This is a genomic window from Defluviimonas aquaemixtae, from assembly GCF_900302475.1.
In the GTDB taxonomy this organism is placed as follows: Bacteria; Pseudomonadota; Alphaproteobacteria; order Rhodobacterales; family Rhodobacteraceae; genus Albidovulum; species Albidovulum aquaemixtae.
In genome coordinates this window covers 151,846-178,350 of record NZ_OMOQ01000002.1, presented here as the reverse complement: position 1 = coordinate 178,350, position 26,505 = coordinate 151,846, and the positions used below count along the sequence as shown (strand labels likewise).

Here is a 26,505-nt window from a genome sequence, read left to right as displayed (position 1 = left end):
GGTTCATGATCTGGTCGTTCATCAAGATCGTCTTGTTTGTCGCGGTGGTGGCCGCGCTGACGCTCGGCGCGGCATATCTCGCCGAAACAGGCGGCGGTATCCGAATCTCGCTCGCGAACATGGAATTCTCGCTCGGTCCGATTCAGGCTCTGATCGGTATTCTTCTTCTTCTGCTCATCTTCTGGCTGGCACTGAAGCTTGCGGGTCTCGGCGTTGCGGTATTGCGATTCCTGAACGGCGACGAAACCGCGATCAGTCGCTATTTCGACCGCAACCGCGAGCGGAAAGGTTTTCAGGCACTGGCCGACGGGCTGATGGCGCTTGCATCAGGCGAGGGACGAGTGGCCATGTCCCAGGCTGCGAAGGCGGAGAGGTATCTGCACCGGCCAGAGCTCACCAATCTTCTCACTGCGCAGGCTGCAGAGTTGTCGGGCGATACGAAGCGCGCGACGGAAGTCTACAAGCGGCTCCTCGCAGATGACCGAACGCGGTTCGTCGGCGTGCGCGGGCTGATGAAGCAGAAGCTGGCCGAGGGCGACACCGGAACCGCCCTGAAGCTCGCCGAAAAGGCGTTCTCGATGAAGCCGAAGCACGAGGATGTGCAGGACACGCTGCTGCAGCTCCAAACCGGAAGCGGCGACTGGAAGGGTGCGCGCCAGGTCATCGGAACGAAACTGAAACAGGGCTTGCTGCCGCGCGACGTGCACCGGCGTCGCGATGCCGTCCTGGCACTGCAGGAGGCGCGGGACGTGTTTTCCGAGGAAGCGAGCATCGAAGCGCGCGAAGCGGCGATCGAAGCCAACCGCTTGTCGCCCGACCTGATACCGGCGGCCGTTCTGGCCGCCGACAGCTACGTGCAGGGCGGCAAGCCCAAATATGCCGCGCGCGTGCTGAAAAAGGCCTGGGCCGCGCAGCCGCATCCCGATCTCGCCGCAGCATTCGCACGCATCGCCCCGGATGAAACACCCGCTGAGCGCCTCAAGCGGTTCGAGACGCTGCTAGCTGCGCAGTCCGACCATGAGGAAACGAAGCTTCTTAGGGCCGAGTTGAACATTGCGGCCGAGGACTTCCCCGCCGCCCGCCGCGCGCTGGGCGATCTACCCGAGACTCATCCGACCGCGCGCAGCTTGACGGTCATGGCCGCAATCGCACGCGCTCAGGGAGAGGACGACGCGGTGGTTCGCGGTTGGCTCACGCGGGCGCTTACGGCCAGCCGTGGGCCGCAGTGGGTCTGCGAAAAGTGCCAGAGCATTCATGGCGACTGGGCGCCGACCTGTGACAATTGCGGTGGGTTCGACACGCTTTCATGGCGCGAACCACCGCTCGCCACCGTGCAGATGCCGAACGGGTCGGACATGCTGCCGCTCATTGTCGGGCACGCCGCGACGGACGCGGCCGACGATGTCCTGCCCGCTTCGGAGGTGCTGTCCGACGACGACGACGGGCAATCGCTGATCCTTGACGAAGAAGTCGGCCAGAAAGCCTGAAATTGGGGCTACACAGCCGCCCACGATGATGCTATCAGCCCGCCACCGAGCCCCGTCGACACCACGCCGGGGCAGCGATCAGGACAAGGTGTTCCTGACGAGAAGTGCCGGTGTAGCTCAGCTGGTAGAGCACGTCATTCGTAATGATGGGGTCGGGGGTTCGAGTCCCTTCACCGGCACCACTTCTCTGTCAAATACTGGTCGATGACACTCATCAAAGCCCCGCACACAAGATCTTTGCGATGTCCTGTTTGTTCAGTGTTGCCTGACAGCGTGCAGTAGAATGCCCCCAAGATTGGGGGCAATTCCGGGGGTATCGCAAAGTTAGCGGAACCGGGATGCCACCGGATACTTCTGACAGATGCGAATGTTCGAACGGTCAAGCTGAAGGAGAAACCGTACAAGGTCAGTGACTTCGACGAGATCTACATCGCGATCCCGCCCATCGGTTCGCGCCCTGCGGCGGCGGCGATGTGTCCACTCGCAATCTCGCCAATAGCAGGAAAGACGCTGGACCGACGAATCCGAACCGTCGTCGCGAGTGTCGCGACGAAACCGGCGGCAAAACCGACACGCGGGATTGCTGTTTCTTGCTGCGATGCGCCGAGAGCAACTGCTCGCAATGCAACGGCGAATGACAAGTTTGTCTGCGCGAAGTCGAAGTTCCGGCGGTCGAGATGCTGCGCGTTGGATCAACGACCGGTCCGGAGAGGCCGCAGGGCGGCGACGCAATGATCGATCACCGTCACGAATTGGTCGATAGGGTCGGTGCTGCACCGATCGGATCTAGCGTTCTACGGGCCTGCAAGCCTATTTCGCGTGGGTTCTCGACTTTCCCGGGTCGTAGAACGGCAGCGATGCGACGTGGGCGGTCGTTTCGATCGCGTCACCTCGGACCTCGAGCGCCGTGCCATCCGCGATCCCGGATTGGATGTGTGCGAGCGCGAGCGATTTCCCTAGCCGGTGCGACCAGCAGGGACTATTGATCGCGCCTACCTCATGACCGTTTAAGTACAGCAGGCCCGAGGCGGCATCGCTGTGATCGACGACAAGACCGGCGTTGCGAATCCGTTCCCCGCCCCTCGCTGCCATAAGTGCAGCCTTGCCACGAAATTCGCCCTTCGTCTGGCTGACGGTAAAGCCCAACCCGACCTCCCAAGGGGTATGTGCGTCCGTCATGTCGTAACCGTAGAAGAGAAGCCCCGCCTCGATCCGCAGCTTATCCAGCGCAGTGAACGAGCAGGGCATGACACCGGCCCCGACGAGCTGATCCCAGATATCTTCGACGGCTGATGCGTTCGCGAATATCTCGTAGCCCCGCTCGCCGGAGTAGCCGGTGCGCGAGATGCGGCAGGGATGGCCGAAAAGCTGCGCAGGCATATGGTGGAAGTAGGGAAGGCCAGCGAGGTCCACCGACGTTGCGGAATCGAGAATGGCCAAAGCCTTCGGCCCCTGGACCGAGATATCGTGCAGATCGTCGTCGAGCGCCACTTCGACGTTCTGTCCCGCGGCCGAAGATCGAAGATGCGCCATCGTGTCGCCGGAGCCGTGGACGATCATCCACTCGTCGCCGCCGTTGTTGGATACGATCGCGTCGTCGGCCATCGTGCCCGCCTCGGTCAGGACAGAGAGATAGGCGGCTTGGCCCGGCGCGATGCGGCCGATATCGCGCGTCGTCAGATGGTCAAGCACCGCAGCCGCGTCGGGGCCGCGCACGAAAACCTTCTTCAGGGGCGACATGTCGAACATGCCAGCCGCCTCGCGTACTGCGTCGTGCTCGTCGCAGGTATCGGTGGCATAGCTCCATGCCGTGCCCATGCCGTTCCAGTCCTCAAGGCCCGAGCCGAGAGCGGCGTGGCGTGAGGCGAGCGCAGAGGCGCGGCTGAGGGGTTCGGTCATCCTTATTGTCCTTTCGCGTCAATACCAGTCGTCGCCCATCGCCGCCTTCCGTCGGGCGACGAACTCAGTGAGCGCCTCGTCAACGCCAGGGTCGATCGGTGGAGGCTCGTAGGCGGAGAGCATCGCCTTCCATCGGTCGTTGGCGCGCTCCTCGACGGTGCGGCAGCCGTCCTCCGCCCAGCGCTCAAAAGCACCGCCCTCGGAGATATCGGGAATGAAGTTCGCGGTGGCGAAATGCTGCAAGGTATGCCGGGTCGAAAGAAAGTTCTCGCCCGGACCGGCCTCACGATAGGATTCGGGGGTAAGGGTGCCCGCATTGACCTCCATGCCCTCGATCATTCTCAGCATCGCGCCGCACTGATCGAGGTCCATCACGAACTTCTCGTAGCCCATGGTCAGCCCGCCTTCGAGCCAGCCGGCCGCGTGCCAGACCTGGTTGGCGCCGGACAGCAGCGTCGCCCACATCGCCGAGGTGCTATCTGCCATCGCCTGGCCATCGGCGGAATTGGCCGACGTGATCTGGCCGCCGCCCGATCTGACCGGAACATCGAGCCTGCGGGCGAGCTGGCCGAGCACCAGAGTAACGAGGTTCGCCTCTGGACTACCGAAGGTCAGCGATCCGGTCTTGAGGCTCATTGTGTTGTGGAAACTGCCATAGACAATCGGACAGCCAGGTCGGGCGAGTTGGGCCAGCGCGATCCCCGCCATCGCCTCTGCATGGGTCTGAGCCGCGACCGCGGCGGGCGTGACAGGGCCCATCGCGCCGCCGAATATCGCCGGCGAGACGCAGACACACTGGCCGGCTTCGGCATAAGTGCGGAGCGCACCGGACATGGTCTCATCGAAGACCAGCGGCGAGTTTACGTTGATGTTGCCCTGCATCACCGCGTTTTCCGCCACGAAGTCTGCGCCGAATGCAATACGCGACATCTCGATCGAATCCGCGGCACGCTCGGGTGCGGTGACGCTGCCCATGAAGGGCTTGGCCGAGAGCGTCAGATGTGCGTGCACCATGTCGAGATGGCGCTTGTTGACCGGGATGTCGGTCGGCTCGCAGACCGTGCCGCCCGAGTGGTGTAGCCATGGCGACATCCAGGCAAGTTTCACGAAGTTCCGGAAATCCTCGATCGTCGCGTAGCGCCGGCCACGGTCGAGGTCCGTCACGAAGGGTGAACCGTAGCCAGGCATCAGCACGAGGTGATCGCCGCCGAGCGCGACCGAGTAATGCGGGTCGCGGGCGTGAAGCGTGAACTCCGCCGGGGCGGTGGCACAGAGCGCGGTTGCCTGGCCAGGCTGAAAGCGCACGCGGTCGCCCTCGACGCTGCAGCCAGCCGCCGCGAAGAGCCTTCGCGCCTCGGCGTCGCCGCGAAATTCAATGCCGATCTCGGACAATATCCAGTCGGCCTGTTCTTCGAGCGCAAGGAGTGCCTCCTCGCCCAACAACTCGTAGGTTGGTATCCGGCGCAGGACCAGGCCCGCTTTCGTTGCACCGGCCCCGCCGGCCGCGCGCCGCGCCCGTCCACCACGCCGACGCTCGGGAAGCGACGGCTGCGGTGGGAGCGCACGTTCGGATAGCATGCTTTGACCCTCTGTGACGTGGTTATTGGCGGCAGATCGCCGCGTGAACCTATATTGGTGCTGATATTTTGACAGAGGACAAGAGAAACGAATTGTCCCAATGGTATAGGATAATTATACGGTAACCATGCGGTTTCATCACTATGACAGCTTGCGCATCTTTAGCATTGTCGCGCGCCACAAAAGCTTCGCGGCCGCGGCCGAAGAACTCAACCTGACCAAGGGCGCGGTCAGCCACCAGATTCGCGGACTGGAACAGGCCCTCGGCTTTCCACTCTTCAATCGGCTGCCACGCGGCATCTCCCTCACGCCGAAGGGACAGGACCTTTGGATGACGCTGGGTGCGGCCTTTGACACAGTTGAGGCCCGGATCGCCGATCTGCGCATGGCCTCCGAACGGCCGATCACCATCGGAGTCACCACCTATTTCGCCTCGCGCTGGCTGTCGCCACGGCTGATGCTGTTCATGAAGACCCATCCCCGCGTGCGACTTCGCATCCAGCCGATGATCGACCTGTCCGAACTTGGGGCCGAGGGTATCGACCTCGCGATCCGCTGGGGCCGCGGTGACTGGACCGACGTGACGATCCGGCCTTTGTTCCTCTGTCCGGCCTTCGCCACCGGACCGCCGGAAGCGCACGCGCTCATACGTGAAGTTGGGCTGGAAGCGGCGATCGGGAAACTGACGCTTCTGGCAGACCGCAGCGGTTCGCGCGCCTGGGAGGACTGGAACCGCCTAGCGGGCCTGCGTTTTACCAACCGCACAGACGTGCTGACCATCGCCGACCCGAACGTGCGCGTGCAGGCTGTGATCGACGGACAAGGCATCGCGTTGAACGACGCGCTTGTCGAACGTGAAATCGAGGCCGGCCTCCTGGTACGGCTGACGGATCATCAGCTGGACGACTACGGGTACTTCCTTGCCCATGAGCCGGGAGCAACGCGCGATCCGCACGTCGGCGCCTTTGCGGACTGGCTGTTACAAATGGCCACCGCTTCCAAATAGGCCGGGCGGCGTGCGGCTGACGCCGACGGCCTGACCTTCGGAACGCCTTCTGCTTCATTCAGGAAGGTCTGCTTTGCACGCTGCGAGCGTTCGATGCCGCGCTCCGCGCGCGCTTCGCGCCGCTTGGCATTCCTCTGCACGACCTCAGTGCAGAGCTCGACGATCCGGCCTATCATTTCGATACGGATCACCTCAATGGCGAGGGCGTCGACCGGCTTTACGACGATCTGCTCGGGCCGATCCTTGCCGCCGGTGGCTGATGGCGCCGCTCTGCGTTTGACGGCGGTCAACGCGATATCCCAAGGGCTCAGCTACTGAATATGACATGGACCGCAACGTGAACCAGACTGGTGTCATCCCCGTTTTGGGCGAAAGCTTCGGACTGGACTTTATGCTCGGCCGGCCGGACGGCGCCACGGCGCTGGTTGTCTTCGCGCATGGCAGTGGCAGCAGCCGGTTCAGCCCACGCAACAGCTACGTGGCGAAGCAGCTGCAGAAACAGGGTTTCGCGACGTTGCTGTTCGACCTTCTGACCGAGGAGGAGGCCCAACGCCGTAATATAGTGTTCGATATCGCGCTGCTTGCCGACCGCGTCGGTGATGCACTTCGCTGGGTGAGGTCCGAACCCACGACTTCGGGCCTCGACCTCGGCATGTTCGGCGCCTCGACGGGGGCGGCGGCGGCATTGGTCGCGGCCGCGCGCTGGCCGGACGACGTGGATGCGATAGTGTCGCGCGGCGGGCGGCCCGACCTCGCGGGCGAAGCGCTCGTCGCGGTTCGGGCGCCGACGCTTCTCATCGTCGGCGGCGCGGATATTGCGGTGATCGGCCTGAACGAAGACGCCTTCGCACGGCTCAGCTGCGAGAAGGAGCTGAAGATCGTCCCCGGTGCCTCGCACCTCTTCGAAGAACCCGGCACGCTCACCGCCGTCGTGAAACTCTCCGCGTCCTGGTTTTCGGCCCACATCCGCTGAACTCGGCTCGATGTCTCTGGGCTTCACGCCGGATGAGGACAAGGTCGAGGCGTCGTTCAAGGACGGCGTGCTCAAGCTGCGCATCGAGAAGCCCAAGGACGCGGTCACAAAGATCCGGAAGGTCAAGATTGGCAAGGGCTGAGCCCGGACCGGGCGCCGCATGGGCCGTTCGGCAAAGACGAGGACGCAGCAAGGGCTTTGCCGCTGCGTCTTTTCTTCAGCACCGCGCCTCCAGCCGTCAGGGCCGCGTGCATCCATGCGCGTCCAGTTCGACAGCCGCACTCAGACTTTTGAGGCTGTCGATCAGTATCTGTTGTGTGTAGGCCGGGTTATGCGCGTAGATGCCGGGATCCATCGCGACGAACTGATAGTTGTAGGCGGCTTTCAGTAGCCTCGACGTCCAGCTTTGATAGCGGTTGGAATAGGCCAGTTCGTCAGTGTCCGGCAGGCCATTCGCGTTCAGATCCGCCAAGAAATAAGGATAGTTGCCGGGCGCGTAGATAACGGGCGCGCCTGCGACGTCAGCGGCACACGCGCCAATCGCCTGGCCATGCGCATCGCGCAAGGTCGCGATATCGCCGGCCACCCCTTGGCCGTGTCACCGTCCGCATCAGCATCGCCCTCGCGCGTTCGGATGGCTTGCATGTCATCGGTCTTGTGGCAACTCGCGCAGCCTGCAGCCTTGACGTCGAAAGTATGCGGATCGTGGCATTCCGTACACGTATCGAAGCTTGGGACGTGGGCGAACCGGGCCGCATTGGCCATGCCCGAATATTCGTAGACACCATGCGCAGCGGCGCCCATGAAGCTCGCGGCTGCCGCGCGGCAGTGGACATTTATAAAGCTAAGGTCGGGCGATGCCGTGTCGGGCTCAAGCCCATCGACCGCCGTCTCGACGCGGGAGGAGTACTGCCGACGCTGATGGCAAACCATGCAAGCGGCAGGGGTTCCGACACTCTCTGCGATGACCCCGCTCGGGAATGTCACTTGATTAAGCGATATCGCTGTTGTTCGGCCTTACCTCGTCCACGTTGCTGACGGTGCTCGTGATCCCGGCCCTTTACCGCGTGCTAAGGACGTGAGGCCGCATTTCGCCATTCGCCATTCGCAATCGCATCGGGCTGGGCGATGCGACTAAGGAAGCGCTTGATCCGTTCGGGGCGCCTGGCGACTTTTGGCCGAAAGCACATCTTTCGGGTCGGCGCGCAGGTGCCCTTTGCATAGTCTGAGCAGCGGCCCATCAAGGGGATAGGAGCGCGCGGATGAACCTTGAGGACACGGGAACGGGGCTGTTTCCGACGGCGTCGGATCGCGAACGGATCGACGCCGAACTGACCCGGATGCTCGCGGCCTCACGCACGGGGCGCCGCGCGTCAGCGGTGACGCCGGGCGCCGACCTCGCGGCGTATCGCGAGGCCTTGGCGGCGGTCGATTTCGCTGCGGCGCGCGACCTCACGGATCTCCTCGGCTGGACCGTGGCGGCGCTCGAAACGGGAATCGTGCATATGACGCATCCGTCGTATTTCGGCCTTTTCAACCCCGCGCCGACCTTTCCCTCCGAATGCGCCGACCGGATCGCGGCGGCGTTCAACCCGCAACTCGCGGTCTGGTCCCATGCGCCCGTCTGCGTCGAGATCGAGGCGCACATGATCCGCGCCGTCGCCGCGCGCGCGGGCCTTCCCGACCGATCGGGCGGCCATTTTACCAGCGGCGGAGCGGAGGCGAACGCCACCGCGCTCACCTGCGCCCTGACGCAGGCAAACGACGGGTTCGGATCTGAGGGGGTCTTCGCCTTCAGCGGTAGGCCGGTCTTCTACGCCTCGGCCGAAAGCCATCTCGCCTGGCTGAAGATCGCGCATCAGGCCGGAATCGGGCGTGAAGCGGCGCGCCTTGTCGCGACCGACGGTTCGGGTCGCATGGATGCCGGCGCACTCGTCGCAGCGATCGAACGCGACATCGCGGCGGGCTGTGTGCCGGTCATGATCGCGGCGACTGCCGGGACGACCAATGCCGGGATGATCGACCCCTTGCGCGATTGCGCGCGGATCGCGGCCAAGCATGACCTTTGGCTGCACGTCGACGCAGCCTGGGCGGGCGCGATGATCGCCTCGCCGATACTGGCACCGCTTCTCGACGGGATCGTGGCGGCGGATTCCGTCACCATCGATGCGCACAAATGGTTCGCGACGACGATGGGCTGCGGCATGTTCCTGACGGCCCGGCCCGAAGTCCTTTCGCAAGCGTTCCAGGTCTCGGCGAGCTACATGCCCTCCAACCTGCCAAGCACGGACCCTTACGTGAATTCGATACAGTGGTCGCGACGGTTCCTCGGCCTGCGGCTTTTCCTGTCGCTCGCGTCCGTCGGATGGGCGGGCTATGCCGCCCATGTCGAGCACGCCGTGACGCTGGTGCAACAGCTCGCAGATCGGGTCTGTGCGTCTCGCTGGACTGTCGCGAACGACCCGTCTGCCGGCGTGCTCTGCCTTCATGCTCCCGACGGCGCGCCGCCACCGGTCGACATCGTCCGGGACGTTCTAGGCACCGGCGAGGCGTGGCTCTCTGTTGCCAAGCTCGAAGGCACCGACGTGGTTCGCGTCTGCGCGACGAACGGCATGACCTCTGCGGCCGATATCGACGCGCTAGCGGTGTTGCTCGATCAGGCGGCGAAGGCTCAGGCGTGAGGCAGCGGGCGGCGATACACCGCCGCCCGCCTCGTTCGCTCTAGTCGAGCTTGTTCACGACGTGATCGGCAAAGGTCGCGATCATGGCGTCGTAGTATTCCTGACTATCTGTGGTTATCGCCGCCAGGTCCGTGCCCGGAAGGAAGAACGGCCCGGCCTGCTCGAACGTCACCGTCAGTTCGTAATTGTCGAACTTGGTGTTGTCACTGTCATGCGTGATGCCGACGTCCCCCGAAAGCCGGGAATCGGCCACGCCAACCGCCGACTGGAAGGTACTGGCCAGCTCGACTTCGTCGATATCGACAGAGATTTTCGCGCCCTGTTCGCCGGTCCGGCCGACCAAGGCCGCGACGATCGCGTTCTCAAGATCGTCAGCGAGTCCCGACCAATGCGCCGCCGCATTGGCGTTCTGCAGCGCATCCATATCGACGCTTACATCCACCTCACGGACGATTGTATCGGCCACGGCCGGCAAGGCCACCAGGGCCCCAAGGCCGGTGAACGTCACAAAGGCTAGTTTGCGAATCATGTTGATGCTCCTTCATGGTTTCACGCCGCCGCTGAGATGCGGCCTATCCCACAAGAACGCCGAAGCCTCTTGGCTGGTTCCCGGACGGGCCCTGGCCGTTATGCGTCCGCCTCGTTCCTGAGTGGGTCGTATCGACCGCGGATGTCCGATGATCCGAGGAAGTTGCCGATCACCGACAAACCCGGCACGTTGTCGCAAAGGACCTTGAGGCAGACGAGGAACGGCACCGCGAGCAAGGCCCCCGCGAAGCCCCAAAGCCACGCCCAGAACACGACCGTTGCGAAAATCATCACCGCATTCAGTTCGAGCCGCCGGCCGACAAGGACAGGCGTGACGACATGGCCCTCGATCGACGTAGCGATGAAATAGAAGACCGGCACGAGCATCGCGTAGCCGAAGGAATCGAAGCTGACGATGGCGACGATCGTGGCTAGCCCGATCCCCGCGACCGCGCCGACATAGGGAAGAAAGTTGAACAGAAATGCCACTGCGCCCCAGACGATGGGTTGCGGCATGCCGATGAGCGCGAGGCCCACTCCGACGACCAGACCGAGGCCGGCGTTGATCAACGTTATCGACAGAAGATAGCGCGAAATGCTCTCTTCCACGCCATAGGCGATTTTGAGCGCGCGCTTCTTGTCGCTGAGGCGCGAAAAGCTTTCAACCAGCTTGACGTAGAGCATGTCTCCCGAGGCGAGCAGAAAGAGCGCAAGGATCAGGGCGACGAGCGCCGTCGTCGCGAACGACGCGACGTTGAGCATGGCTGAGGCGACGATCCCGGGCTGCTCTATCGCGACCTTCACGACACCCGGATCGGTTGCTGTCTCGGCGAGCTCCTCAACGTGGTCGGACGCCTTCTTCACGGTCTCGATCGATTGCGTGACGCCGCGCAGGCGCTGCTCAAGCTCGCGCTGGATGTTCGGCGCGTCGTCAATCCAGTCCGAAACCGGCCCGCTCAGCAAGTAGCCACCGGCAGCGACCGTCGTCGCAACGCCGGCGATCAGGATCACCGCGGTGAAGAAAGGCGGAACGCCAAGGCGCGCCAAGGAGCGGGTCACGGGGCTGAGCGTCAGCGCCAGAAGAATGGCGAGCACGAAGGGCAGAACGACCTGCTTGGCGAAGAACAGGGCAATGCATGCGCAGAAGAACGCGATGAAGCCGAGGTAGCGGCGGATGGCAACAGTATGGGTCGCCAGCGCCGCCTCGGGATCGCTCACTTGTGTTCCTTTGGCGGAATGATCCATGAATATCCCCGTCGCGCCGATGCATCGCCCGACCCACAACGCGCGAGCGGCCACTTCTGTTCCCGCGCGACCAAGGGATGGCCGGCCCGCGCCCCGGGGGTCGTCACCGGTCGCGTTTCCTGCGACAACTCCTTGAAGAGGGCCGGACGGCACGAAGCCGGGCCCGCTACCTCGCGAGGTGCGACGATGCATTGGCGAACACCATTCAACGCGCTCCTGACGGTGCCCGCATCGCTCGCGCTCGCCATCGGGCTGCTTGGCTGGGTCGCCACTCAGGCCGAGCGCACCTTTGGAACGCCCAAATGGCTCCTGACGGTCGAAGCCGCCTCGGCGCACAGCATCCTGTCCATCGTGGCAACCGGCGCGATGACGGCGCTGACGCTGGCCTATTCCCTGACGCTCGTCGTCTTCACGCTCGCGGCGTCCAGCATCGGGCCGCGGCTGCTCAAGCGCTTCACGACCGAGCGGACAAATCAGATCACCGCCGGACTACTAGGCGGTACGTTTCTCTACTCTATCGTCGCGCTCGGCACCTCCGCGGGGCAGGTTCCGCGGATCGCGGCACTGGGTTCGGGGTTTCTAGCGTTCATGGCGGTTGTGCAACTCATTTGGTTCGTGCGCACCGTGGCGCAGTCCGTCTCCATCGACGATGAGCTTGCCAAGATCGCCGCACGACTTGAACGCGACCTCTTGAGGCTTCGGGAAAACAGCGAGATCGACGTCGCCCTGCCTCCCGACAGCGCCTTCCGGCCAGCCGCGGAAACCAGACAGGCGGGCTATCTCGCGCAACTCGACCGCGGCACCCTGCGCAAGCTCGCGACGCAGGGCGACATCGTCGTTAGGGTCGATCATATGCCCGGCGAATACCTTCTGAAGGAAACGCCGGTGATGAGCATCGCCGGCGATACGGACGCAGAGATATTCGGAGCGCTCGAAGACGTCGTGCGGCAGGAACCCGCGCGATCGGATGCCGAGGTTGTGAATTTCTCGCTCAACCTCATGGTCGAGATTGCGCTGCGCGCATTGTCGCCCGGGGTCAACGACACGTTCACGGCGCTGGCGGTCACCGACATGCTCTCCGGCGCGCTGTCGTCGATCACGCGGTCCGAGCCGCGGCCCGAGGTTCTTGTCGATGATAAGGGCGCGGCGCGGGTGATCCTGCCCGGTGCATCGATCCGCCAGCTTTTCGATCAGGCATTCGCCCCGCTTCGCCGTGCCGCATCCTCGAACATTCTCATGTCGCAGAGCCTCGCCCGGGCCTATCAGCGCCTCTATGAGACCGGCAACGAAGAGACCCGCGCTGTCATTGCCGAGCATGTCCGCGCGATGCGGATCGACCTTGAGCGTGCGAACCACGGCGACAGCGACATCATGTCGGTGACCGGTTTGATGCCGGGCCCGCTTTCCAAGGTTCCGGACAAGGCGCACGGAACCAGCTGAGACTTTCGGCGTTTCCATTGGCAAGCGCGCTTAATGCAACGTCAAAGGAGTCTCAAGCAATGAAGAACCTTCTCTATTCCACCGCTGTCCTGGCAGTCGCAGGCACCGCCGCCTTCGCTCAGGACGCCATGTTCCGCACCCAAGCCGACCCGATGGAGCTCCACGCTTCCGAACTGATCGGCCACCGTGTGCACGCCAGCGAAGCCGCCATCGAAGGCGAGGCCTACGAAGGTGTGCAGGAGGGCTGGGAAGATGTCGGCGAGGTCAATGACGTCATCCTGTCGCGTGACGGATCCGTTGAGGCCGTTCTGGTCGATATCGGCGGCTTCCTGGGCATCGGCGAACGCCAGGTCGCCCTCGATATGGGCGCGCTGCGTTTCGTCTCGGACGATTCGACGCCCGACGACGATGCGGACTACTTCCTCGTGATGAGCGCGTCGCGCGCCAATCTCGAAGAGGCGCCCGAGTACTCGTGGGATCACGCGGACGACAAGGCCGCTGATGCCGCAGACACTGCCGCAGAAACCACCGAGGAGATGGCGGAGACCGCCGATCCGACGGCGGAACCCGCAGAGCAGACGGCTGAGGCCGCCGACCCGGTGGTAGAGACCACGGGCGACGCTACCGATACGGCCATGCGCGATCCGATCGCGCGCGACGGCTTCGAAGCGGCGACCGAGGAAGATCTGACCGCCGAACGTTTGACGGGCGCCCCAGCCTATGACGCAAACGACGAGTGGATCGGGGAAATCTCCGAGCTCGTGCTGAGCGATGACGGCCAGGTAACGCACGGAATTATCGACGTCGGCGGTTTTCTTGGCATCGGCGAAAAGCCGGTAGAGCTGGAGATCGGCCAAATCGATATCCTTCGCGAATCCGACGGAGGCGACGTGCGTGTCTATGTCCCCATGACGCGCGAAGAACTGGAAGCGCTTCCGGACTACAACAACTGATCGCAGGGCATTCAACGCGCCTTCTAAGGCCCGACACCAAGCCCTTGGCAAACCAGCGCGGCCCGTCCCCCTGACGGGCCGCGCTCTTGTTCGGCGATGCCTTCATCCCCTCCTGCCACTTCGCACCTCCGGGCGCTGCCTGATCAGGGGGTCGGGCTGCGGGAGTAATCAAAGCCACACTCTACTTGCCCGCCCGACCACTAAAGCGCAGAGCCAATTTCGCAAGTGTCAGATACAGAAAACCCCCGGCACCTGCTCAATCAGGACTGCCGGGGGTTATTTGTGGTCCGACCCTGTCGCCGCGCTGACGTGGCGGAAGGATCCGGGGATCGGCTGGGCCGGTCAGACCGGCGGCTTGCCTCGAACTGCCCGCGCGACCATCGCCACGACGAACAGAACCAGGAAGACGAAGAAGAGAATTTTGGCGATTCCCGCCGATGCGCCGGCAATACCCCCGAATCCGAGGGCCGCCGCGATAAGCGCGATGACGAGAAAGGTGAGAGCCCATCCAAGCATGATATTGGTTCCTTTCCGTGGTTTCCTTGCATAGATGCCTCTAAACGCCAAACCTGCGACTTGGTTCCAAGCGTGCCCGTTGTCGGAGGTGCCTGTGCCGGCGTCACAGGCTCGCCATCGCGAGCGATTGCCCGGCCATATCCCATTACGTTTGCTCACTTTTGTCCCGTCCGGTTCGACCTTCACCTCGCCTCCGTCGCTGGCGCGGCCCACAATCGGTGCGGACGACTTCGTGCCGCAGGCAGCGTCGTGACGGAACCCGGGCCCGGCAAGACGCGTTGTTGGGAGTGGGCAGAAAAGGACGGGACTACTATGGAGATGAACATGTTTGAACTAAGCGGCCTCGGCGGGCTCATTCTTCTTGCCCTCGATGTCTGGGCGCTCGTCTCGATCTTCGGCTCTGCTGCGTCGACCGGGCGCAAGGTGCTTTGGGCTTTGCTCGTGATCATCCTGCCGCTCGTCGGCTTCCTGATCTGGCTCATCGCAGGGCCTCGGTCCTCGGCGCGCCGCGTCTGAGGGATGCCCGCGACACAGAAATTCGTCGCGGCGCTCAGCCGTGTCTGGAACGGAATGGATGAGTTGAACCTCGGCCTGATCGCCGCGGGTGTCGGCTTCTTCATCGTGCTCGGGATCTTCCCCGCGCTGGGCGCAGCCGTGCTGATCTGGAGTCTCGTGGCCGATCCCGCAGAGATCCGGGGTCTGCTCGAATCAAGTCGCTCACTCATGCCCGACCAAGTGTACGATATCTTCTACCAGCAGGTGACGGGTCTGATCGAGAGCGGCTCCGGTGCGACGCTCGGCTGGGCGACGCTCATCTCGATCGGTTTCGCGATGTGGTCAGCCATGTCAGGCGTCGCCTCGCTGGTACGCGGTATCAACGCCGCCTACGGCATCTCGCATCGGCCGGGCACCGTGCGCCGCATTCTTTCGGCCGCCGGGCTCACGCTCGCACTCTGCGGACCGGCGCTGCTGGCAGTCGTCGTAGTGCTGGTCGCGCCGGTCGTACTTTCGCTCATCAATCTCGGTCCGGTGACGGAGATCGCGCTTTTCATCCTGCGCTGGGCAATCGCCTTCGCGGTGATCACCTTCGCCTTCGGTCTTCTCTATCGCTACGCGCCGAACCGGCGCGGCAGCCGACCCGCCTGGATTACACCGGGCGCGGTAGGGGCAGGTTTCGTCTGGCTGATCGTGTCGGTTGGATTCTCGATCTATCTCGGAAATTTCGGAAATTACAATAAAGTATACGGCTCACTCGGTGCCGCGGTCGCGCTCTTCATGTGGTTTTACCTGTCGGCCTATGTCGTGCTGCTTGGCGGGGCCTTCAATGCAGAGCTCGAGCAGGCTGATTCGACGCGTGCGCAATTAGCCGAGTGATCTCCTGCGATAATCGGGGAACCCAGGCGATGCATGGGCGTTTGTTGGTCAGGACAAACGACTGTGCGAGCCCGGAATCCGCCGGACACTCACCGCGCTAAGGCACCGAACAACCGGCTCGATCGGCGCATTCCCCCGCGCCCGACGGGAGCCACCGGAGTGAACAGGAGATCACCATGACACGAGAAAACATCAAGAAGGCCGTGAGCGACGTCGCCGAAACGGCCAAGACGACTGGCGCGAAGGCCCTGAATACGGCGCGTAAGGAAGTTGAAGAGGCTGCGGGCCAAGCCGGATCTGCCCTCAAGGATGCGGCAGAGGCGCGTGCCGAAGCCGGCAAGGATGCCATTTCGGATCACGGTCACGCACTCGCGGATCGTTTGCGAGACCAAGCAGGCGACCCCGACCAGAGTTTCCGGGGTCGGCTCCTGACCGTAGTGGCCGACGGTGTGAGCGAGATTTCCGACGATCTGCGCGGCCGAAACCTCCAATCAATCCTTGAGCGGACCGAGCAATTTGCGCGCCAGCATCCCGGCGCGTTCGTCGCAGGCGCCGCATTGGCCGGCTTCTCGATCGCGCGCTTCGCGATGGCCAGCACGAGTGACCACTCGTCGGTCGCCCAGGCCGCCGATCTGCCTGAGACGGGGAACGCCACGGTACCGGTCGGTCGCAGTGAATACGCACCGGCACGGACGGTCGCCCCGACACCTCCGGCTGGACGCACGTCCTCCGCGCCCTCGAAGGAGCCACAATCGTGACCGGCAATCACGAATTCAGATCGACCGGCGCGCTTCTGGGCGATGTCGTACATCGCCTCACGCGGCTGGTTCGCGGCGAAATCGCTCTGGCCAAGGCCGAGATCGACGAAAAGCTGCGGACCGCGGGCATGGGTATCGTTCTCGTCGTCGCCGCCGCCGTGATCGCGCTGTCGGCGCTGAACGTCCTTTCGGGCGCTCTCGTCGCGGCGCTCGTCGAACAGGGCCTCACGCCGGGTTGGGCCGCGTTGGCCGTGGCGGCGCTGCTCGCGCTCATCGCACTGATCTTCGCGCTCAGAGGACTGAGCGCGTTGAAGCCTTCAAACCTTGTGCCGCGCCGGACGACCTCGAATGTCCGCCGCGACGCCGAAACACTCAAGGAGATTGTCGACAATGACACATCAGACTGACCCCCGCGCAATTGAATCCGAACTTGAACGCGACCGCGCCTCGCTGTCCTCGACACTGGGCGAGTTGCAGGACCGTGTGTCGATCGACAACCTCGCGAAAGAGGCGCTCGGCATGATCCGCAGCAATGCGGCCGCCTATACCCAGTCCGTCGACAGCGCCATCCGCGCAAACCCGCTGGCGCTGGCGCTAACGGGTGCCGGGATCGCCTGGCTCGTGTTTGGCGGCAAATCTCGCAAGGACGAAGCAGCCTATTCCTCCGGCAACGGGCAGGGCTTCGCCCGTCACGACGAGTTTACTACGCATACCAGGCCAGAGAGCTACCGGTCGCCAGCCGACACGAGTTGGTCCGACCGGATCGACCTTCTCAGGTCACGCGCATCGACGACGCTCCGTTCGATCGAGCGCGATGCCCGCAACCGCACCGATGACCTGCGCGACTACGCCTCCGAACGGGCGAAGGTCCTTGCCGACTTCACCTCTGACATGAAGCAGAGCCTCCTCGACGGCCTGGAAGGTCTGTCCGATGCGGCGCGTGAGCGGATCGTCAGTGCACGCGAGAACGCCTATGCCGCGAGGCTGCGCGTTCAGCGGTCGGCCCGTGAGGGCGGTCGAGAAGTGGGTCGGCTTATCGAAGAGCATCCGCTCGTCGCCGGCGTAGTCGCGCTCGCGCTCGGTGCGGCTTTCGCCGCCACCCTTCCGCGCACGCGGACCGAGGACAACGCCTTCGGCGAGGAGAGCGATCGGCTGATGGATGCGGCGAGCGACTTGGTGCGCCAGGAACGCGCGCGATTCGCCCGGGTCGCCGAGGGCGTCGCGGACGAACTGAAGTCATCGGTGCGCAATGCGGCGGATGCTGCCGCCGACCGGGTCGCCGACCTGGGCGAGGACGTCCGCGACCGGGCCGTTTCGGAAGCGAAGAAGTCCAGCGCGGGCTGATCGCAAGAGATCCCGGCGCTCGGGAGGTCCCCCTTCCCAAGACGCGGGGTGGATCGGCGGGGATAGTTGAAACATGCCCGCCGGTCCTGTTTCATCCGATGTCGCGACTCATCGGCGTTCGACTGCGAAGCAACACATGGAGGGCTAGGGAAGCGGACAATGACTGAAACGAATCCCAAGGTCGAGGCGTTCTTCGCAAATGCAAAGACATGGCGCGAGGAACTGCTGGCGCTGAGAGCGATCCTGCTGGATTGCCCGGTGTCAGAGGAATTCAAATGGCGCTCGCCGTGCTATACGTATGACGGCGGCAACGTCGCAACGCTCTGGGGAATGAAGGATCATTGCGTGCTGTCGTTCTTCAAGGGCGTTCTGCTAAAGGATCCCCATGGCATTCTCGTCGCGCCTGGCAAGAACTCGCGTTCCGTGCGGTTGGCAAGGTTAACTAGCGTGCCTGAAATCGCAGGTATGCAGGACATCCTGAAGGACTATATCCGCGAAGCCGTCGATGTGGAGAAAGCCGGCCTGAAAGTGGACTTCCCGAAAGACGATCTCGAGTATCCCGATGAACTGACACGAACGCTGCGTGAGAACCCGGAGTTCAGGTCTGCGTTCGAAGCGCTGACTCCGGGACGGCAAAGAGGCTACGTCCTTCACTTTGCTCGACCCAAGCAATCCGCCACGCGATCGTCGCGAATCGATAGATGCCTGCCGAGAATACTCGACGGCAAGGGAATGCACGACCGCTGACTGCGATGGGCAGCACCATGGTCGGCGCTCGAAGCGTCGCTGAGCCCGCCCCGAACGTCCCGGCATTTTCCAGGGTGCAGGCCGGGCAGCCGTCAGCGCGCAAATCAAGAACCCCGCCCCCTTCCTCGATACGAACGAAAGTCTTTTCGCGACATTCGGAGAAAAACGCCGCGCCGACCTTTCGGGCGGCGCGGCGACGCTTTCGTTCGAGGTTTTTCTCAGGCAGCGACGTCGAACCGGATCACCACATGATCGCCGAGATCCGGCTCGCGGTCCTCCGACAGATTCGCGCGCAGGACGTTGAACCCGAAGACGAGCGCACTGCCCGTGACGGTCCAAAGTGCCGCCTCATGCAGCGTCATCCGCAAGAGACAGACCTCGGGGTCGTCGATCCCCTTTGGAAACCAGGCCGAGGCGAGCGGCGACCAGATTTCGGTCAGCTTCTCGCGATCCTCGACCTGTTCCAAGAGACCGGAAAGGCAGGCGTAGAAGTCCTGATCCTTTCCGACGAAACAGAAATGCGCGCGCGCACCCTGCCCGACTGCGCGGACCAGGTCTGTCTCGATCCCAGTCAGGAACCACAACTCAGCCCTGTCGGGATCGGTGAAATGGGTCATCGGCTGCATGTGCTGCCCCGACCCTTCCACGCCGAGCATTCCCGCCCGGACCTCGCCGAGATGCGCGAAGAGTTTCGCGCGCGGATTCTCGTGCAGTTCCGAACGGTTGCCCATCGCTTGCCCTCAGACGCTCCGCATCCAGTCGTCGACCTCACGTTCGGCTTCGTCTTTGGCGCGGCCGTACTTTGTCTGAACGAGGCCCACGAGCTCTTCGCGGCGGCCTTCGGCCTGGTGCCACTCGTCATCCGTGATGTCGCCCCATTTGGCCTGGGCCTTGCCCTTGAGTTGCTTCCAGTTTCCTTTGATTTGATCCCAGTTCATTATGTCCTCCATGGGTTGAGTTGCTGGGGAAGGTTGCAGTACCCACTCAACGCCTACGCAGATTGATCTGTTCCGGGATCAAAGTGGCGCTCGGCGGAAAACCACACTTTCGGCGACGCGCGCAGTTTGCCCTTTCCGAATCTCTTCGGAACCACCCTTCGGAACCGCGGCACCATCGACCGCGTTTCGCTTATGGGCCAGTAGAGGAAGGGGGACATCGTGGACACAACCGCCCGGCTGGCGCAGCACGCCATGATCTTCGTGGGAACGGTTGCGCTGATCGCCGCGCTAAGCCTCGCGAGTGACATTCTTGCGCCGGTTGCATTGGCGCTCGTCGCGGGCGTCGTTCTATCGCCGCTGTCCGATTTCTGGGAGGAACGAGGCTTCGCACCGTTCTGGGGCGCGCTTTTGGGGCTCGTTCTCACGCTCGCCGTCGTGGCGAGCCTCATCCTGGTCTTCCATCCAATTGTCGCACGGCTCGTCGAACAGGCGCCGAAGGTCTGGTCGGACATGCGTGAAATCGTGACGGGCCTCCGTGGCCTGCTCAAGGGTCTAGCCGAAGTTTCGAACGAACTCGCGGGGTCAATCGCGCCCGAAGCGCGTGCCAACCCGGCAGTTGGGAGCGGTGAGGACGCGGTGCCGCTGCCATCGGTAACTGACGCCTTGCTTGCAGCACCGGCCGTCCTGGCGCAGGTCCTGGTTTTCATCGGAACGCTCTTTTTCTTCCTCCTGACGCGTGGCGAGATCTACGACTGGACGTCACTCCGGCTCTCTCCGCAGGGCGAACGGGCCGAGCTTGCGCACCGTCTGCGCAGAGCCGAGCGTAGCGTTTCGCGGTATTTCCTGACGATCACGCTCATCAATGCCGGTCTCGGGATCGTCACGGCGCTCGTATTGCGGCTCATCGGGCTCGAGGATGCGATGATGTGGGGGGCCGTCGCCTTCATGGTCAACTTCGTTCTTTACCTCGGACCAGCGGTCTTTGCCGTCGTGCTGATCTTCGTCGGCGTGGCAGAGTTCGACGGCATCCGCGCTATCGCTCCTGCGGCAGCGTTTCTGTTGCTGAACGCGACGGAAGGTCAGTTCGTCACACCGGCGCTTGTCGGTCGCAGGATGGCGATCAACCCGCTCCTCGTTTTCCTCTCGCTCGTCTCGGGTCTGTGGCTCTGGGGGCCGGTCGGCGGGATTGTGGCGATACCGCTCCTCCTTTGGGTATTGGTTCTGAACGATGCAATTGGCGCGCCCTTGGAACGACCCGTGGAAAGCGAAACCGCCTGAACCCGCGTCAGACCATTTCGTCCGGCAGGATGGGGACGTTCGCCGCGACTTTCTTCGTTGCCTCGAGATCGTGTGGCACGATGAACCCCCGGCGGCTTGTCGGCGGGGTCTCGGCATTGGCAAGCGCCATAGTCCGCCACGCGTCCACCGCTTGGGAAGGATCGAAAAACTCCGGTCCCGCATCGTCGGACAGCCAGTGCCGGAGCACCTTGCGGCGCAGCGCCTGCACGTCCCGCTTCGAGGTGATGAACAGTCCCGCCTCGGTATCCCAGCGCAGGCTGCGTCCGTTGAGGTTGGCCGATGACACGATCGCTGCCGAATCGTCGAATATCGACACCTTCGAATGGATGTAAATCAGTGGCGCGCCCTCCACATGGTCGCGCTCTGTTTCGTTGGGGCTCGGCCCATTCTTGGGCCGCGGCTGCGCCGCCGCGCCGATGAAAAGCCGCGCGCCGAAGCCCTTCGTGAGAATCCGCAACGCGCGGTACTGCAGGAACTCGCCAAACCGCGCATCGAGGCCGACGTGAGGCTTGAAGGCCACGTCCTCGGGCGCGCCCGGCAGGATCAGGATCATCCCCAAATCCGGCCTGCTCCTTCCGAGATCCGCGAGATACCGGGCGAGCTTGAGGTCTCTGAAGAACTGGGTCTCGACGAAGATCAGACGCTTTGCCCGCCGCGCGAGGTGTTCATGCGCCAGCGCAAGTTCCTGCACCAGCGGTTTCGGCCCGAACCGGAACGGGTTGTTCTGGCGAGGCTGCGACAGCGTCCTGAGCAGGCGCCGCGTGTTCGCCGGCTTGCGCTTTCCCGCTGTCGCGTCGAGAAACGTCTCAAGATGCTCCTGTGCCTCGCGCGCGGCGGGGCCGTCGACGAGAACCTGCACGTCGTGCCAGGTCTGTGCCGCGTCGCGGTCATGGCGCGGCGTGTCGTAGCGCCGCTCATCAAGGTCGAGCCCGCCGAGGTAAAGCCGCTTGCGGTCGAAAACCGCCACCTTCTGGTGATGCGTGGCCGGATAGAGAAGCGGAAAGGGGAAGACCTTTGGACGGTAGCGCCCGTTCGGGCGCTTGATCAGGCAAGCCGCCACGCCCGGCATCTCGCGGATCGCGGCCCGCCGCTCCTCGTCGCTTCGGCCGTTCAGCCATCGGGCCGTGCGCGCCTGCTTCGCGATTATCACCGGACAAAACAGGATCCGCAGCAAAAGCCCGGTCCGCGCCGGGTGCATCGCCGGGATCACCCTGAGTCGCGCGCCCGGCCCGCCCAGTTCCGCCGCTGCGATCAGCACGCGCACGCTTCGCCACGTGGCGCGGTGCAGCTCTGCGCGTGCGACCGGGTCGAAATCGGTGATCACGATCGTGATCGATACGCCGCGCCTCAGGGTCGCGATGATGAGGTCAAACCAGGTTCGCCCGATCGCGCGCGCTTCGGGCGAACGCAACCGGGTCATCGGATCGAAGATGCGGAAACTCGCCCAGATTTCGGAGGAGGCAGCTATGAATTCGCGTTCCAATGCCGGATACGCTTCTTCGGCTGTCAGCAGGGTGCGAAACGTCGACGGCACGGCTAGATTCTCTAATCTCTGAAGCATCATGAAGAGGTCGCGCGCTCCGATCGACCATTGCACCCCAACGTCGCTCGCGGCGGGCGGGTTCCGCCTAGACCGCTTGAGCCGGGGCGCTCCGCTCTTCTCCTTCGGTCAGCGGTCGCAGATCAAATCGTACACTCATCTCGTAGCAGCCGTCCTGACGCCGACGCTCCACCTGACCGCCAAGCTGCATGGCGAAGGCCGAAGCCAGTTGCGTTCCAAGCCCTTCGCGCGGGGTGTCGCCAGCAAACTGGACGATGCCTGTGTCGCTCGCGGAGTGGTCAGCTTCGACCGTATTCCGGACGGTCAATACAGCTGACGTTTCGCCCTTCTGCGCGAAGGTGACCCAAATTCGTGCGGGCGTACCGTCATGGCCGCTCGCGTATTTCATCGCGTTCGCCATCGCCTCGGCCACGAGCAGCGCGAGCGGGACCGCCTGGTCCGGCGTCAATTGGATGTCGGCGAAGTCGGTCTGAACCGAAAACCGCCGGTCAGGCCCGTCGCCCAGATTGGCGATCTGACGAACGATTGTCGACAGAAGCTCATCGGAGTGGACGTCCGACAGGCCGGCGGTCTGGTATAGCTCGCGGTGAATGGTCGCGAGGCTCATCACCCGGTCCTGCAGACTGCGCATGATTCGCTTGGCCTCGGGTGACTGCGTGCGGCGCATTTGCATGTTCATGATCGAAGCGATCAGTTGCAAGTTGTTCTTCACCCGGTGATGGACCTCGCGAAGAAGGACTTCCCGCTGGTGAACCATGTCTTCGAGCTCTGCCTCGTCATGCAGGATCGTGTCGGTCATCCGCTCGTAGGCATGGGCCATGTCCCGCAGTTCGAGCGGGGCCGCCCGCATCTCGATATCCCCAACGAGGCGATTGCCGCTCGCGAATGACTTCAGCGAGGCGCTGAGTTTGCGGATATGGCGAATCACGAGGCGCTCGGTGGCAAACAAGGCGACGATGACGCTGGCCAGCCACATGAGCACCGGGAACAGGACTGGGACGGCACCGAACTTGCCGGTAAGGACGCCGTCCGGCAATTGCGAACCGAGCGCATAGAGCTCATTGGACACAAGCGGCACGACGGAAAAGACCCGCGGCGTGTCAACTCCGGACATCCCTGTGAACGAAAACGCCTTGTCACCGGCAAGCGCCGCGAGCGCCCGATCCCTCGGCAGGGCCGGGGCCAGGTCGTCGAGCGGGCGCGATGCAGTCAAGACATTGCCCTCATGATCGAACGTTACCATCGACAACGGTCGGCGGTCGGAGGCGCCCGAATCCGCCGCGACGCGCAGACCGCTATGCTGCAGCGATACACTGAGAAGCCCACGGTACGTACCTGCCTCGTCAAAGACCGGGTGCGTGATGGCGAGGACCGAATCTCCGCTGACGAGACCGACAGGCTTCACGGCGAAGGAGGTCTTCGGCTCGCGCTCGCCCATTTGAAACAGCGGGTCTTCTGCGAAGTCGAGCGGTCGCCCCGCCGAATTGCATAGGCTGATCGCGCCGAGGGGAACGAACGCGATAAGGGAATACTGCGTCTCCTGGCGGTGCAGACCCTGGAGAAGCGCCGAACAGGATGCGGTGTTCTGCGCATTCGGCCAGATCGAATAGGCGAGTACGGTCGCTGCGCCGCGCGCCTCCTGGATAAGGCGCAACTCCCCGCTCGCTGCGCGCACTGTCTCGCCCATGACCGCAGCCTCGGCGCGCGCGCGGGTCTCTTGCACCACATCGAACGATTTGATGACCGAGATGATCGTCAGCGGCATCAAGACCGCAGCGAGCAGGAACGCTATCCGGAAACCAAGCCGCGCTGTCAGGCCGGGCCGGGCGCCGGATGCTGTCATACCGCCTTGACCTTCGTCGCGGTCAAGACCGATAGATGCGAACCCCGCGCGTCAGGTAACGGATCTTCGCCTGCCTCCAGCCCCAAAAGATCGCACAGCCGCGCCCGCGCCCGGTTGGCGCGGCTCTTGACCGTGCCGACCGCCACGCCTGTCATTGAGGCGACCTCCTCATACGAAAAGCCTGAAGCGCCGGCGAGGATCAGGACTTCGCGATGCTCGTCCGAAAGCTGACTGAACGCCGCGCGGAAATCGTTGAAGGCAAGCCGGCCGTCATGGGCCGGTTTCACCGCAAGTCGAGAGGCGTGGATCCCGTCTGGATCGGCCACCTCGCGCTTGCGCTTCCTGCGGTCGGAGAAAAACGTGTTTCGGAGGATCGTGAACAGCCAGGCACGCATGTTGGTGCCAGCCTGAAACTTTTCGATGTTGGTCCATGCTTTGACGATCGTGTCCTGGACAAGATCGTCAGCCGTGGCCACGTCGCCCGAAAGGCTGATTGCGAACGCGCGTAGCGCAGGCAAATGTTCAGGGAGAGCTTCCCGCGGGTCGGACGCGCTCATTTTTTCGCGTCTTTCTGACGAAGCTGCTCGATGAGCTCCTTGAACCGGTCAGGCAATTCTTCTTCGAGTGCTTCCTGGTAGACCCGCTTCAGGTTCTCGTCGATCTGTGCTTGCAACTTCGCCTTGTCGTCGCTTTGGTTCATATTCGGACACATGATTTGATAATTTTTTCGCTATCACACGGAACCTAACGCTTAACCGCGGCGTTGGTTCCAAGAAAGTTTCGACTAGGAGGAAAATAAATGCCGTCAAGCGACACGAAGGACTTCGCCACCTCCGTTGCGGCAAACGTGCCATTCCTGCGCCGTTACGCCCGCGCTTTGACCGGTAGTCAGGAAACCGGAGACCGTTACGCCGCCGCGACCCTGGAAGCGATCCTGCAGGACGACACAGCCCCCCCGGAGGACACTGACCACAAGATAAGACTCTTCCGCGCCTTTCACCTTGTCTGGTCCAGCGCCGGCGCGCCGGTCGGAGAGCCCGACAGCTCGCTTTCCGCGCGCGCGCAAGATCATATGGTGGACCTCACGCCCAACACGCGCGAAGCTCTTTTGCTCCACGCCATCGAGGCCTTCACCACCGACGAAGTCGCGCAGATCATGAGTGTGGCGCCCGACGAGGCGGTCGAACTGATTGCTATCGCCCGGCGCGAGATGGAGCGCTCGGTCGCCGGCAAGGTCATGATCATCGAGGACGAGGCGATCATAGCACTCGACATCTCGGGCATCGTGACCGAGATGGGCCACAGCGTGACCGGCATTGCGAGGACGCGGACCGAGGCGGTACGGCTTGCGGCGGAAAATCGGCCCGACCTCATCCTCGCCGACATCCAGCTTGCCGACAATTCCTCAGGCATCGACGCGGTGAACGACATCCTCGGGCAGTTCGAGGATCTGCCTGTCATCTTCATCACCGCTTTCCCCGAACGCCTGCTAACAGGGCAGCGACCGGAGCCCGCATTCCTGATCACCAAGCCGTTCTCGGAAGATCAGGTGCGCTCGGCGGTCAGTCAGGCAATGTTCTTCTCATCGACGGAAACGCTGGCCGCATGAGCTGACGCCGGCAGGCGGCCAGAGTCGCGCGTTTCGACCCTATTTCGTCGTGACGCGCAGACCGGCCAGCAATCAGGTCGGCAGTGACCGGGTCGTCCTGCTTCTCCGCCAATCCGAAGAGACCGTGCATCCGCTTGGCATTCTTCATTCCGGTTTCGACTTTCGCGGTCGCGGGGGCAACGTTCATCACTTCCGTCATGTCGTCTCCTGCATGTTGGCTCCTCGGCTCGGCGCAGGGCTGGAAATGGGCCGAGCCACGAATTCGGTCCGTTCCCCGCCAACTCGACGATGCGGATCGAGGTTCCTTAGTGCTCGAACGCCCATACCATCTTGCGAAGTACTGCCTGTGTCGTGAAGGGCCGAGTCAGAAGCGGCCAGCGCTGCGCTTCGCGGTCGTCGGCTTCCAACTCCGATTCGGCTTCGTTGCCCAGCAGGATCAGCTTGCCGCCGCGATCGCCGATAACGACGTCCATCCTGGATCGGCTGACGCAACCCGGGCCAGCCTCGAGAAATGCCAGTTTCAGTCGGCCACGGGTCTTTAGAGCCTCAATCGCATCAGTGCAATTCGAACGCGCGAGCACGAGGGCATTGCGGTCAAACTCCCTCACCGTGTCCACTAGGTCCTGAAGGACGACGCGGTCACGGACGACGATCAAGTAGATATGGTCCGCGGTCCGGCCGCTCGATTTTCCACGCATTATGGCCCCCGACAAAACGCCATCGTGG

Annotated in this window: 28 protein-coding genes and 1 tRNA gene; 16 read left to right on the top strand and 13 right to left on the bottom strand. The window is 63.4% G+C overall.

Annotation, left to right across the window (positions count from 1 at the left end; translation table 11 throughout):
• The first annotated feature begins 5 nt into the window (after positions 1-5).
• Together DEA8626_RS12640 and DEA8626_RS12635 are read left to right on the top strand one after the other, a co-directional pair.
• Entirely contained in the window at positions 6-1,487 is a 1,482-nt protein-coding gene (locus DEA8626_RS12640) for a heme biosynthesis protein HemY (protein ID WP_108853600.1), read from the top strand.
• Positions 1,488-1,593: 106 nt separating this feature from the next.
• Positions 1,594-1,669 (top strand) — tRNA-Thr (locus DEA8626_RS12635).
• A 628-nt stretch (positions 1,670-2,297) separates the two neighbouring features.
• On the opposite strand, the gene DEA8626_RS12625 is transcribed toward DEA8626_RS12635, so the two are convergent.
• Together DEA8626_RS12625 and DEA8626_RS12620 are read right to left on the bottom strand one after the other, a co-directional pair.
• On the bottom strand, positions 2,298-3,386 hold the full coding sequence (locus DEA8626_RS12625) for an aminomethyl transferase family protein (protein ID WP_108853599.1): 1,089 nt from the start codon (positions 3,384-3,386) through the stop codon (positions 2,298-2,300).
• Between the two features lie 18 nt (positions 3,387-3,404).
• Positions 3,405-4,964, bottom strand: a complete 1,560-nt coding sequence (locus DEA8626_RS12620; RefSeq protein ID WP_108853598.1) for a trimethylamine methyltransferase family protein — start codon at positions 4,962-4,964, stop codon at positions 3,405-3,407.
• Between the two features lie 127 nt (positions 4,965-5,091).
• On the opposite strand from DEA8626_RS12620, the gene DEA8626_RS12615 reads away from it, so the two are divergent.
• The 3 genes from DEA8626_RS12615 (at position 5,092) to DEA8626_RS12605 (ending at position 7,085) form a co-directional block, all read left to right on the top strand.
• Positions 5,092-5,970: a LysR substrate-binding domain-containing protein gene (locus tag DEA8626_RS12615; protein ID WP_108853597.1), complete on the top strand. Its 879-nt coding sequence runs from the start codon at positions 5,092-5,094 to the stop codon at positions 5,968-5,970.
• 325 nt (positions 5,971-6,295) lie between these two features.
• Positions 6,296-6,943, top strand: coding sequence for a dienelactone hydrolase family protein (locus DEA8626_RS12610; RefSeq protein WP_108853596.1), 648 nt, complete (start codon positions 6,296-6,298; stop codon positions 6,941-6,943).
• 10 nt (positions 6,944-6,953) lie between these two features.
• Positions 6,954-7,085 (top strand): Hsp20 family protein, encoded by a 132-nt coding sequence (locus DEA8626_RS12605; protein ID WP_108853595.1) that lies wholly within the window; start codon positions 6,954-6,956, stop codon positions 7,083-7,085.
• A gap of 96 nt (positions 7,086-7,181) precedes the next feature.
• Here the strand turns inward: DEA8626_RS12605 and DEA8626_RS12600 are convergent, their stop codons facing one another.
• Positions 7,182-7,529, bottom strand: coding sequence for a hypothetical protein (locus tag DEA8626_RS12600; RefSeq protein ID WP_108853594.1), 348 nt, complete (start codon positions 7,527-7,529; stop codon positions 7,182-7,184).
• A gap of 676 nt (positions 7,530-8,205) precedes the next feature.
• Here DEA8626_RS12600 and DEA8626_RS12595 point away from each other — a divergent pair.
• On the top strand, positions 8,206-9,624 hold the full coding sequence (locus DEA8626_RS12595) for a pyridoxal phosphate-dependent decarboxylase family protein (protein WP_108853593.1): 1,419 nt from the start codon (positions 8,206-8,208) through the stop codon (positions 9,622-9,624).
• Positions 9,625-9,664: 40 nt separating this feature from the next.
• On the opposite strand, the gene DEA8626_RS12590 is transcribed toward DEA8626_RS12595, so the two are convergent.
• Both DEA8626_RS12590 and DEA8626_RS12585 read right to left on the bottom strand, forming a co-directional pair.
• Positions 9,665-10,153, bottom strand: coding sequence for a hypothetical protein (locus DEA8626_RS12590; RefSeq protein ID WP_108853592.1), 489 nt, complete (start codon positions 10,151-10,153; stop codon positions 9,665-9,667).
• Between the two features lie 98 nt (positions 10,154-10,251).
• Positions 10,252-11,370, bottom strand: a complete 1,119-nt coding sequence (locus tag DEA8626_RS12585) for an AI-2E family transporter (RefSeq protein ID WP_181366442.1) — start codon at positions 11,368-11,370, stop codon at positions 10,252-10,254.
• Between the two features lie 213 nt (positions 11,371-11,583).
• On the opposite strand from DEA8626_RS12585, the gene DEA8626_RS12580 reads away from it, so the two are divergent.
• Both DEA8626_RS12580 and DEA8626_RS12575 read left to right on the top strand, forming a co-directional pair.
• Positions 11,584-12,837, top strand: a complete 1,254-nt coding sequence (locus DEA8626_RS12580; protein WP_181366441.1) for a DUF2254 domain-containing protein — start codon at positions 11,584-11,586, stop codon at positions 12,835-12,837.
• A gap of 59 nt (positions 12,838-12,896) precedes the next feature.
• A complete protein-coding gene (locus DEA8626_RS12575) occupies positions 12,897-13,790 on the top strand; it encodes a PRC-barrel domain-containing protein (protein ID WP_108853590.1) in 894 nt (297 codons plus the stop codon).
• A 342-nt stretch (positions 13,791-14,132) separates the two neighbouring features.
• Here the strand turns inward: DEA8626_RS12575 and DEA8626_RS12570 are convergent, their stop codons facing one another.
• A complete protein-coding gene (locus tag DEA8626_RS12570) occupies positions 14,133-14,306 on the bottom strand; it encodes a DUF1328 domain-containing protein (protein WP_108853589.1) in 174 nt (57 codons plus the stop codon).
• A 312-nt stretch (positions 14,307-14,618) separates the two neighbouring features.
• Here DEA8626_RS12570 and DEA8626_RS12565 point away from each other — a divergent pair, with 312 nt between their 5' ends.
• The 6 genes from DEA8626_RS12565 to DEA8626_RS12540 all read left to right on the top strand — a co-directional run bounded on the left by DEA8626_RS12565 (position 14,619) and on the right by DEA8626_RS12540 (position 18,529).
• A complete protein-coding gene (locus DEA8626_RS12565) occupies positions 14,619-14,822 on the top strand; it encodes a PLD nuclease N-terminal domain-containing protein (protein ID WP_108853588.1) in 204 nt (67 codons plus the stop codon).
• A gap of 3 nt (positions 14,823-14,825) precedes the next feature.
• On the top strand, positions 14,826-15,680 hold the full coding sequence (locus DEA8626_RS12560; protein WP_108853587.1) for a YihY/virulence factor BrkB family protein: 855 nt from the start codon (positions 14,826-14,828) through the stop codon (positions 15,678-15,680).
• Positions 15,681-15,856: 176 nt separating this feature from the next.
• Positions 15,857-16,438, top strand: a complete 582-nt coding sequence (locus DEA8626_RS12555) for a hypothetical protein (RefSeq protein WP_108853586.1) — start codon at positions 15,857-15,859, stop codon at positions 16,436-16,438.
• Complete coding sequence (locus DEA8626_RS12550) at positions 16,435-16,845, top strand: phage holin family protein (protein ID WP_108853585.1); 411 nt, start codon at positions 16,435-16,437, stop codon at positions 16,843-16,845. The genes DEA8626_RS12555 and DEA8626_RS12550 overlap by 4 nt, the downstream gene beginning before the upstream one ends.
• Positions 16,829-17,782, top strand: coding sequence for a DUF3618 domain-containing protein (locus tag DEA8626_RS12545; protein ID WP_181366440.1), 954 nt, complete (start codon positions 16,829-16,831; stop codon positions 17,780-17,782). Before DEA8626_RS12550 ends, DEA8626_RS12545 begins: the two co-directional genes overlap by 17 nt.
• 159 nt (positions 17,783-17,941) lie before the next feature.
• The gene (locus DEA8626_RS12540; RefSeq protein ID WP_108853583.1) at positions 17,942-18,529 is read left to right on the top strand and encodes a YdeI/OmpD-associated family protein; all 588 of its coding nucleotides are present in this window, start codon (positions 17,942-17,944) and stop codon (positions 18,527-18,529) included.
• 218 nt (positions 18,530-18,747) lie between these two features.
• On the opposite strand, the gene DEA8626_RS12535 is transcribed toward DEA8626_RS12540, so the two are convergent.
• Complete coding sequence (locus tag DEA8626_RS12535; RefSeq protein WP_108853582.1) at positions 18,748-19,260, bottom strand: pyridoxamine 5'-phosphate oxidase family protein; 513 nt, start codon at positions 19,258-19,260, stop codon at positions 18,748-18,750.
• Positions 19,261-19,269: 9 nt separating this feature from the next.
• On the bottom strand, positions 19,270-19,467 hold the full coding sequence (locus tag DEA8626_RS12530) for a CsbD family protein (RefSeq protein WP_108853581.1): 198 nt from the start codon (positions 19,465-19,467) through the stop codon (positions 19,270-19,272).
• Between the two features lie 219 nt (positions 19,468-19,686).
• Between DEA8626_RS12530 and DEA8626_RS12525 the strand changes: the two genes are divergently transcribed.
• On the top strand, positions 19,687-20,745 hold the full coding sequence (locus tag DEA8626_RS12525; protein ID WP_108853580.1) for an AI-2E family transporter: 1,059 nt from the start codon (positions 19,687-19,689) through the stop codon (positions 20,743-20,745).
• Between the two features lie 7 nt (positions 20,746-20,752).
• Here DEA8626_RS12525 and DEA8626_RS12520 read toward each other — a convergent pair whose 3' ends face one another.
• From DEA8626_RS12520 to DEA8626_RS12505, 4 genes are all read right to left on the bottom strand, one after another.
• On the bottom strand, positions 20,753-22,300 hold the full coding sequence (locus DEA8626_RS12520) for a phospholipase D family protein (RefSeq protein ID WP_245890855.1): 1,548 nt from the start codon (positions 22,298-22,300) through the stop codon (positions 20,753-20,755).
• A 94-nt stretch (positions 22,301-22,394) separates the two neighbouring features.
• Positions 22,395-24,170 carry a sensor histidine kinase gene (locus DEA8626_RS12515; protein WP_108853579.1) on the bottom strand — a complete coding sequence of 592 codons (1,776 nt, stop codon included), beginning with the start codon at positions 24,168-24,170 and terminating at the stop codon, positions 22,395-22,397.
• Positions 24,167-24,727, bottom strand: coding sequence for an RNA polymerase sigma factor (locus DEA8626_RS12510; RefSeq protein ID WP_108853578.1), 561 nt, complete (start codon positions 24,725-24,727; stop codon positions 24,167-24,169). The genes DEA8626_RS12515 and DEA8626_RS12510 overlap by 4 nt, the downstream gene beginning before the upstream one ends.
• Positions 24,724-24,870, bottom strand: a complete 147-nt coding sequence (locus DEA8626_RS12505; RefSeq protein WP_108853577.1) for a NepR family anti-sigma factor — start codon at positions 24,868-24,870, stop codon at positions 24,724-24,726. The genes DEA8626_RS12510 and DEA8626_RS12505 overlap by 4 nt, the downstream gene beginning before the upstream one ends.
• A gap of 99 nt (positions 24,871-24,969) precedes the next feature.
• Here DEA8626_RS12505 and DEA8626_RS12500 point away from each other — a divergent pair, with 99 nt between their 5' ends.
• Positions 24,970-25,779 (top strand): response regulator, encoded by an 810-nt coding sequence (locus tag DEA8626_RS12500; protein ID WP_108853576.1) that lies wholly within the window; start codon positions 24,970-24,972, stop codon positions 25,777-25,779.
• A 305-nt stretch (positions 25,780-26,084) separates the two neighbouring features.
• On the opposite strand, the gene DEA8626_RS12495 is transcribed toward DEA8626_RS12500, so the two are convergent.
• Positions 26,085-26,477 carry a hypothetical protein gene (locus tag DEA8626_RS12495; protein WP_108853575.1) on the bottom strand — a complete coding sequence of 131 codons (393 nt, stop codon included), beginning with the start codon at positions 26,475-26,477 and terminating at the stop codon, positions 26,085-26,087.
• Between the last annotated feature and the right edge of the window lie 28 nt (positions 26,478-26,505).

What these genes read in the sequence shown, in the direction of transcription:
- DEA8626_RS12595 (WP_108853593.1), top strand. Translation starts at nt 8,206, where the DNA reads ATGAACCTTGAGGACACGGGAACGGGGCTGTTTCCGACGGCGTCGGAT.
- DEA8626_RS12565 (WP_108853588.1), top strand. Translation starts at nt 14,619, where the DNA reads ATGGAGATGAACATGTTTGAACTAAGCGGCCTCGGCGGGCTCATTCTT.
- DEA8626_RS12560 (WP_108853587.1), top strand. Translation starts at nt 14,826, where the DNA reads ATGCCCGCGACACAGAAATTCGTCGCGGCGCTCAGCCGTGTCTGGAAC.
- DEA8626_RS12540 (WP_108853583.1), top strand. Translation starts at nt 17,942, where the DNA reads ATGACTGAAACGAATCCCAAGGTCGAGGCGTTCTTCGCAAATGCAAAG.
- DEA8626_RS12530 (WP_108853581.1), bottom strand. Translation starts at nt 19,467, where the DNA reads ATGAACTGGGATCAAATCAAAGGAAACTGGAAGCAACTCAAGGGCAAG.
- DEA8626_RS12620 (WP_108853598.1), bottom strand. Translation starts at nt 4,964, where the DNA reads ATGCTATCCGAACGTGCGCTCCCACCGCAGCCGTCGCTTCCCGAGCGT.
- DEA8626_RS12610 (WP_108853596.1), top strand. Translation starts at nt 6,296, where the DNA reads ATGGACCGCAACGTGAACCAGACTGGTGTCATCCCCGTTTTGGGCGAA.
- DEA8626_RS12545 (WP_181366440.1), top strand. Translation starts at nt 16,829, where the DNA reads ATGACACATCAGACTGACCCCCGCGCAATTGAATCCGAACTTGAACGC.
- DEA8626_RS12590 (WP_108853592.1), bottom strand. Translation starts at nt 10,153, where the DNA reads ATGATTCGCAAACTAGCCTTTGTGACGTTCACCGGCCTTGGGGCCCTG.
- DEA8626_RS12555 (WP_108853586.1), top strand. Translation starts at nt 15,857, where the DNA reads ATGACACGAGAAAACATCAAGAAGGCCGTGAGCGACGTCGCCGAAACG.
- DEA8626_RS12615 (WP_108853597.1), top strand. Translation starts at nt 5,092, where the DNA reads ATGCGGTTTCATCACTATGACAGCTTGCGCATCTTTAGCATTGTCGCG.
- DEA8626_RS12605 (WP_108853595.1), top strand. Translation starts at nt 6,954, where the DNA reads ATGTCTCTGGGCTTCACGCCGGATGAGGACAAGGTCGAGGCGTCGTTC.
- DEA8626_RS12515 (WP_108853579.1), bottom strand. Translation starts at nt 24,170, where the DNA reads ATGACAGCATCCGGCGCCCGGCCCGGCCTGACAGCGCGGCTTGGTTTC.
- DEA8626_RS12510 (WP_108853578.1), bottom strand. Translation starts at nt 24,727, where the DNA reads ATGAGCGCGTCCGACCCGCGGGAAGCTCTCCCTGAACATTTGCCTGCG.
- DEA8626_RS12580 (WP_181366441.1), top strand. Translation starts at nt 11,584, where the DNA reads ATGCATTGGCGAACACCATTCAACGCGCTCCTGACGGTGCCCGCATCG.
- DEA8626_RS12640 (WP_108853600.1), top strand. Translation starts at nt 6, where the DNA reads ATGATCTGGTCGTTCATCAAGATCGTCTTGTTTGTCGCGGTGGTGGCC.
- DEA8626_RS12535 (WP_108853582.1), bottom strand. Translation starts at nt 19,260, where the DNA reads ATGGGCAACCGTTCGGAACTGCACGAGAATCCGCGCGCGAAACTCTTC.
- DEA8626_RS12505 (WP_108853577.1), bottom strand. Translation starts at nt 24,870, where the DNA reads ATGAACCAAAGCGACGACAAGGCGAAGTTGCAAGCACAGATCGACGAG.
- DEA8626_RS12625 (WP_108853599.1), bottom strand. Translation starts at nt 3,386, where the DNA reads ATGACCGAACCCCTCAGCCGCGCCTCTGCGCTCGCCTCACGCCACGCC.
- DEA8626_RS12575 (WP_108853590.1), top strand. Translation starts at nt 12,897, where the DNA reads ATGAAGAACCTTCTCTATTCCACCGCTGTCCTGGCAGTCGCAGGCACC.
- DEA8626_RS12495 (WP_108853575.1), bottom strand. Translation starts at nt 26,477, where the DNA reads ATGCGTGGAAAATCGAGCGGCCGGACCGCGGACCATATCTACTTGATC.
- DEA8626_RS12500 (WP_108853576.1), top strand. Translation starts at nt 24,970, where the DNA reads ATGCCGTCAAGCGACACGAAGGACTTCGCCACCTCCGTTGCGGCAAAC.
- DEA8626_RS12570 (WP_108853589.1), bottom strand. Translation starts at nt 14,306, where the DNA reads ATGCTTGGATGGGCTCTCACCTTTCTCGTCATCGCGCTTATCGCGGCG.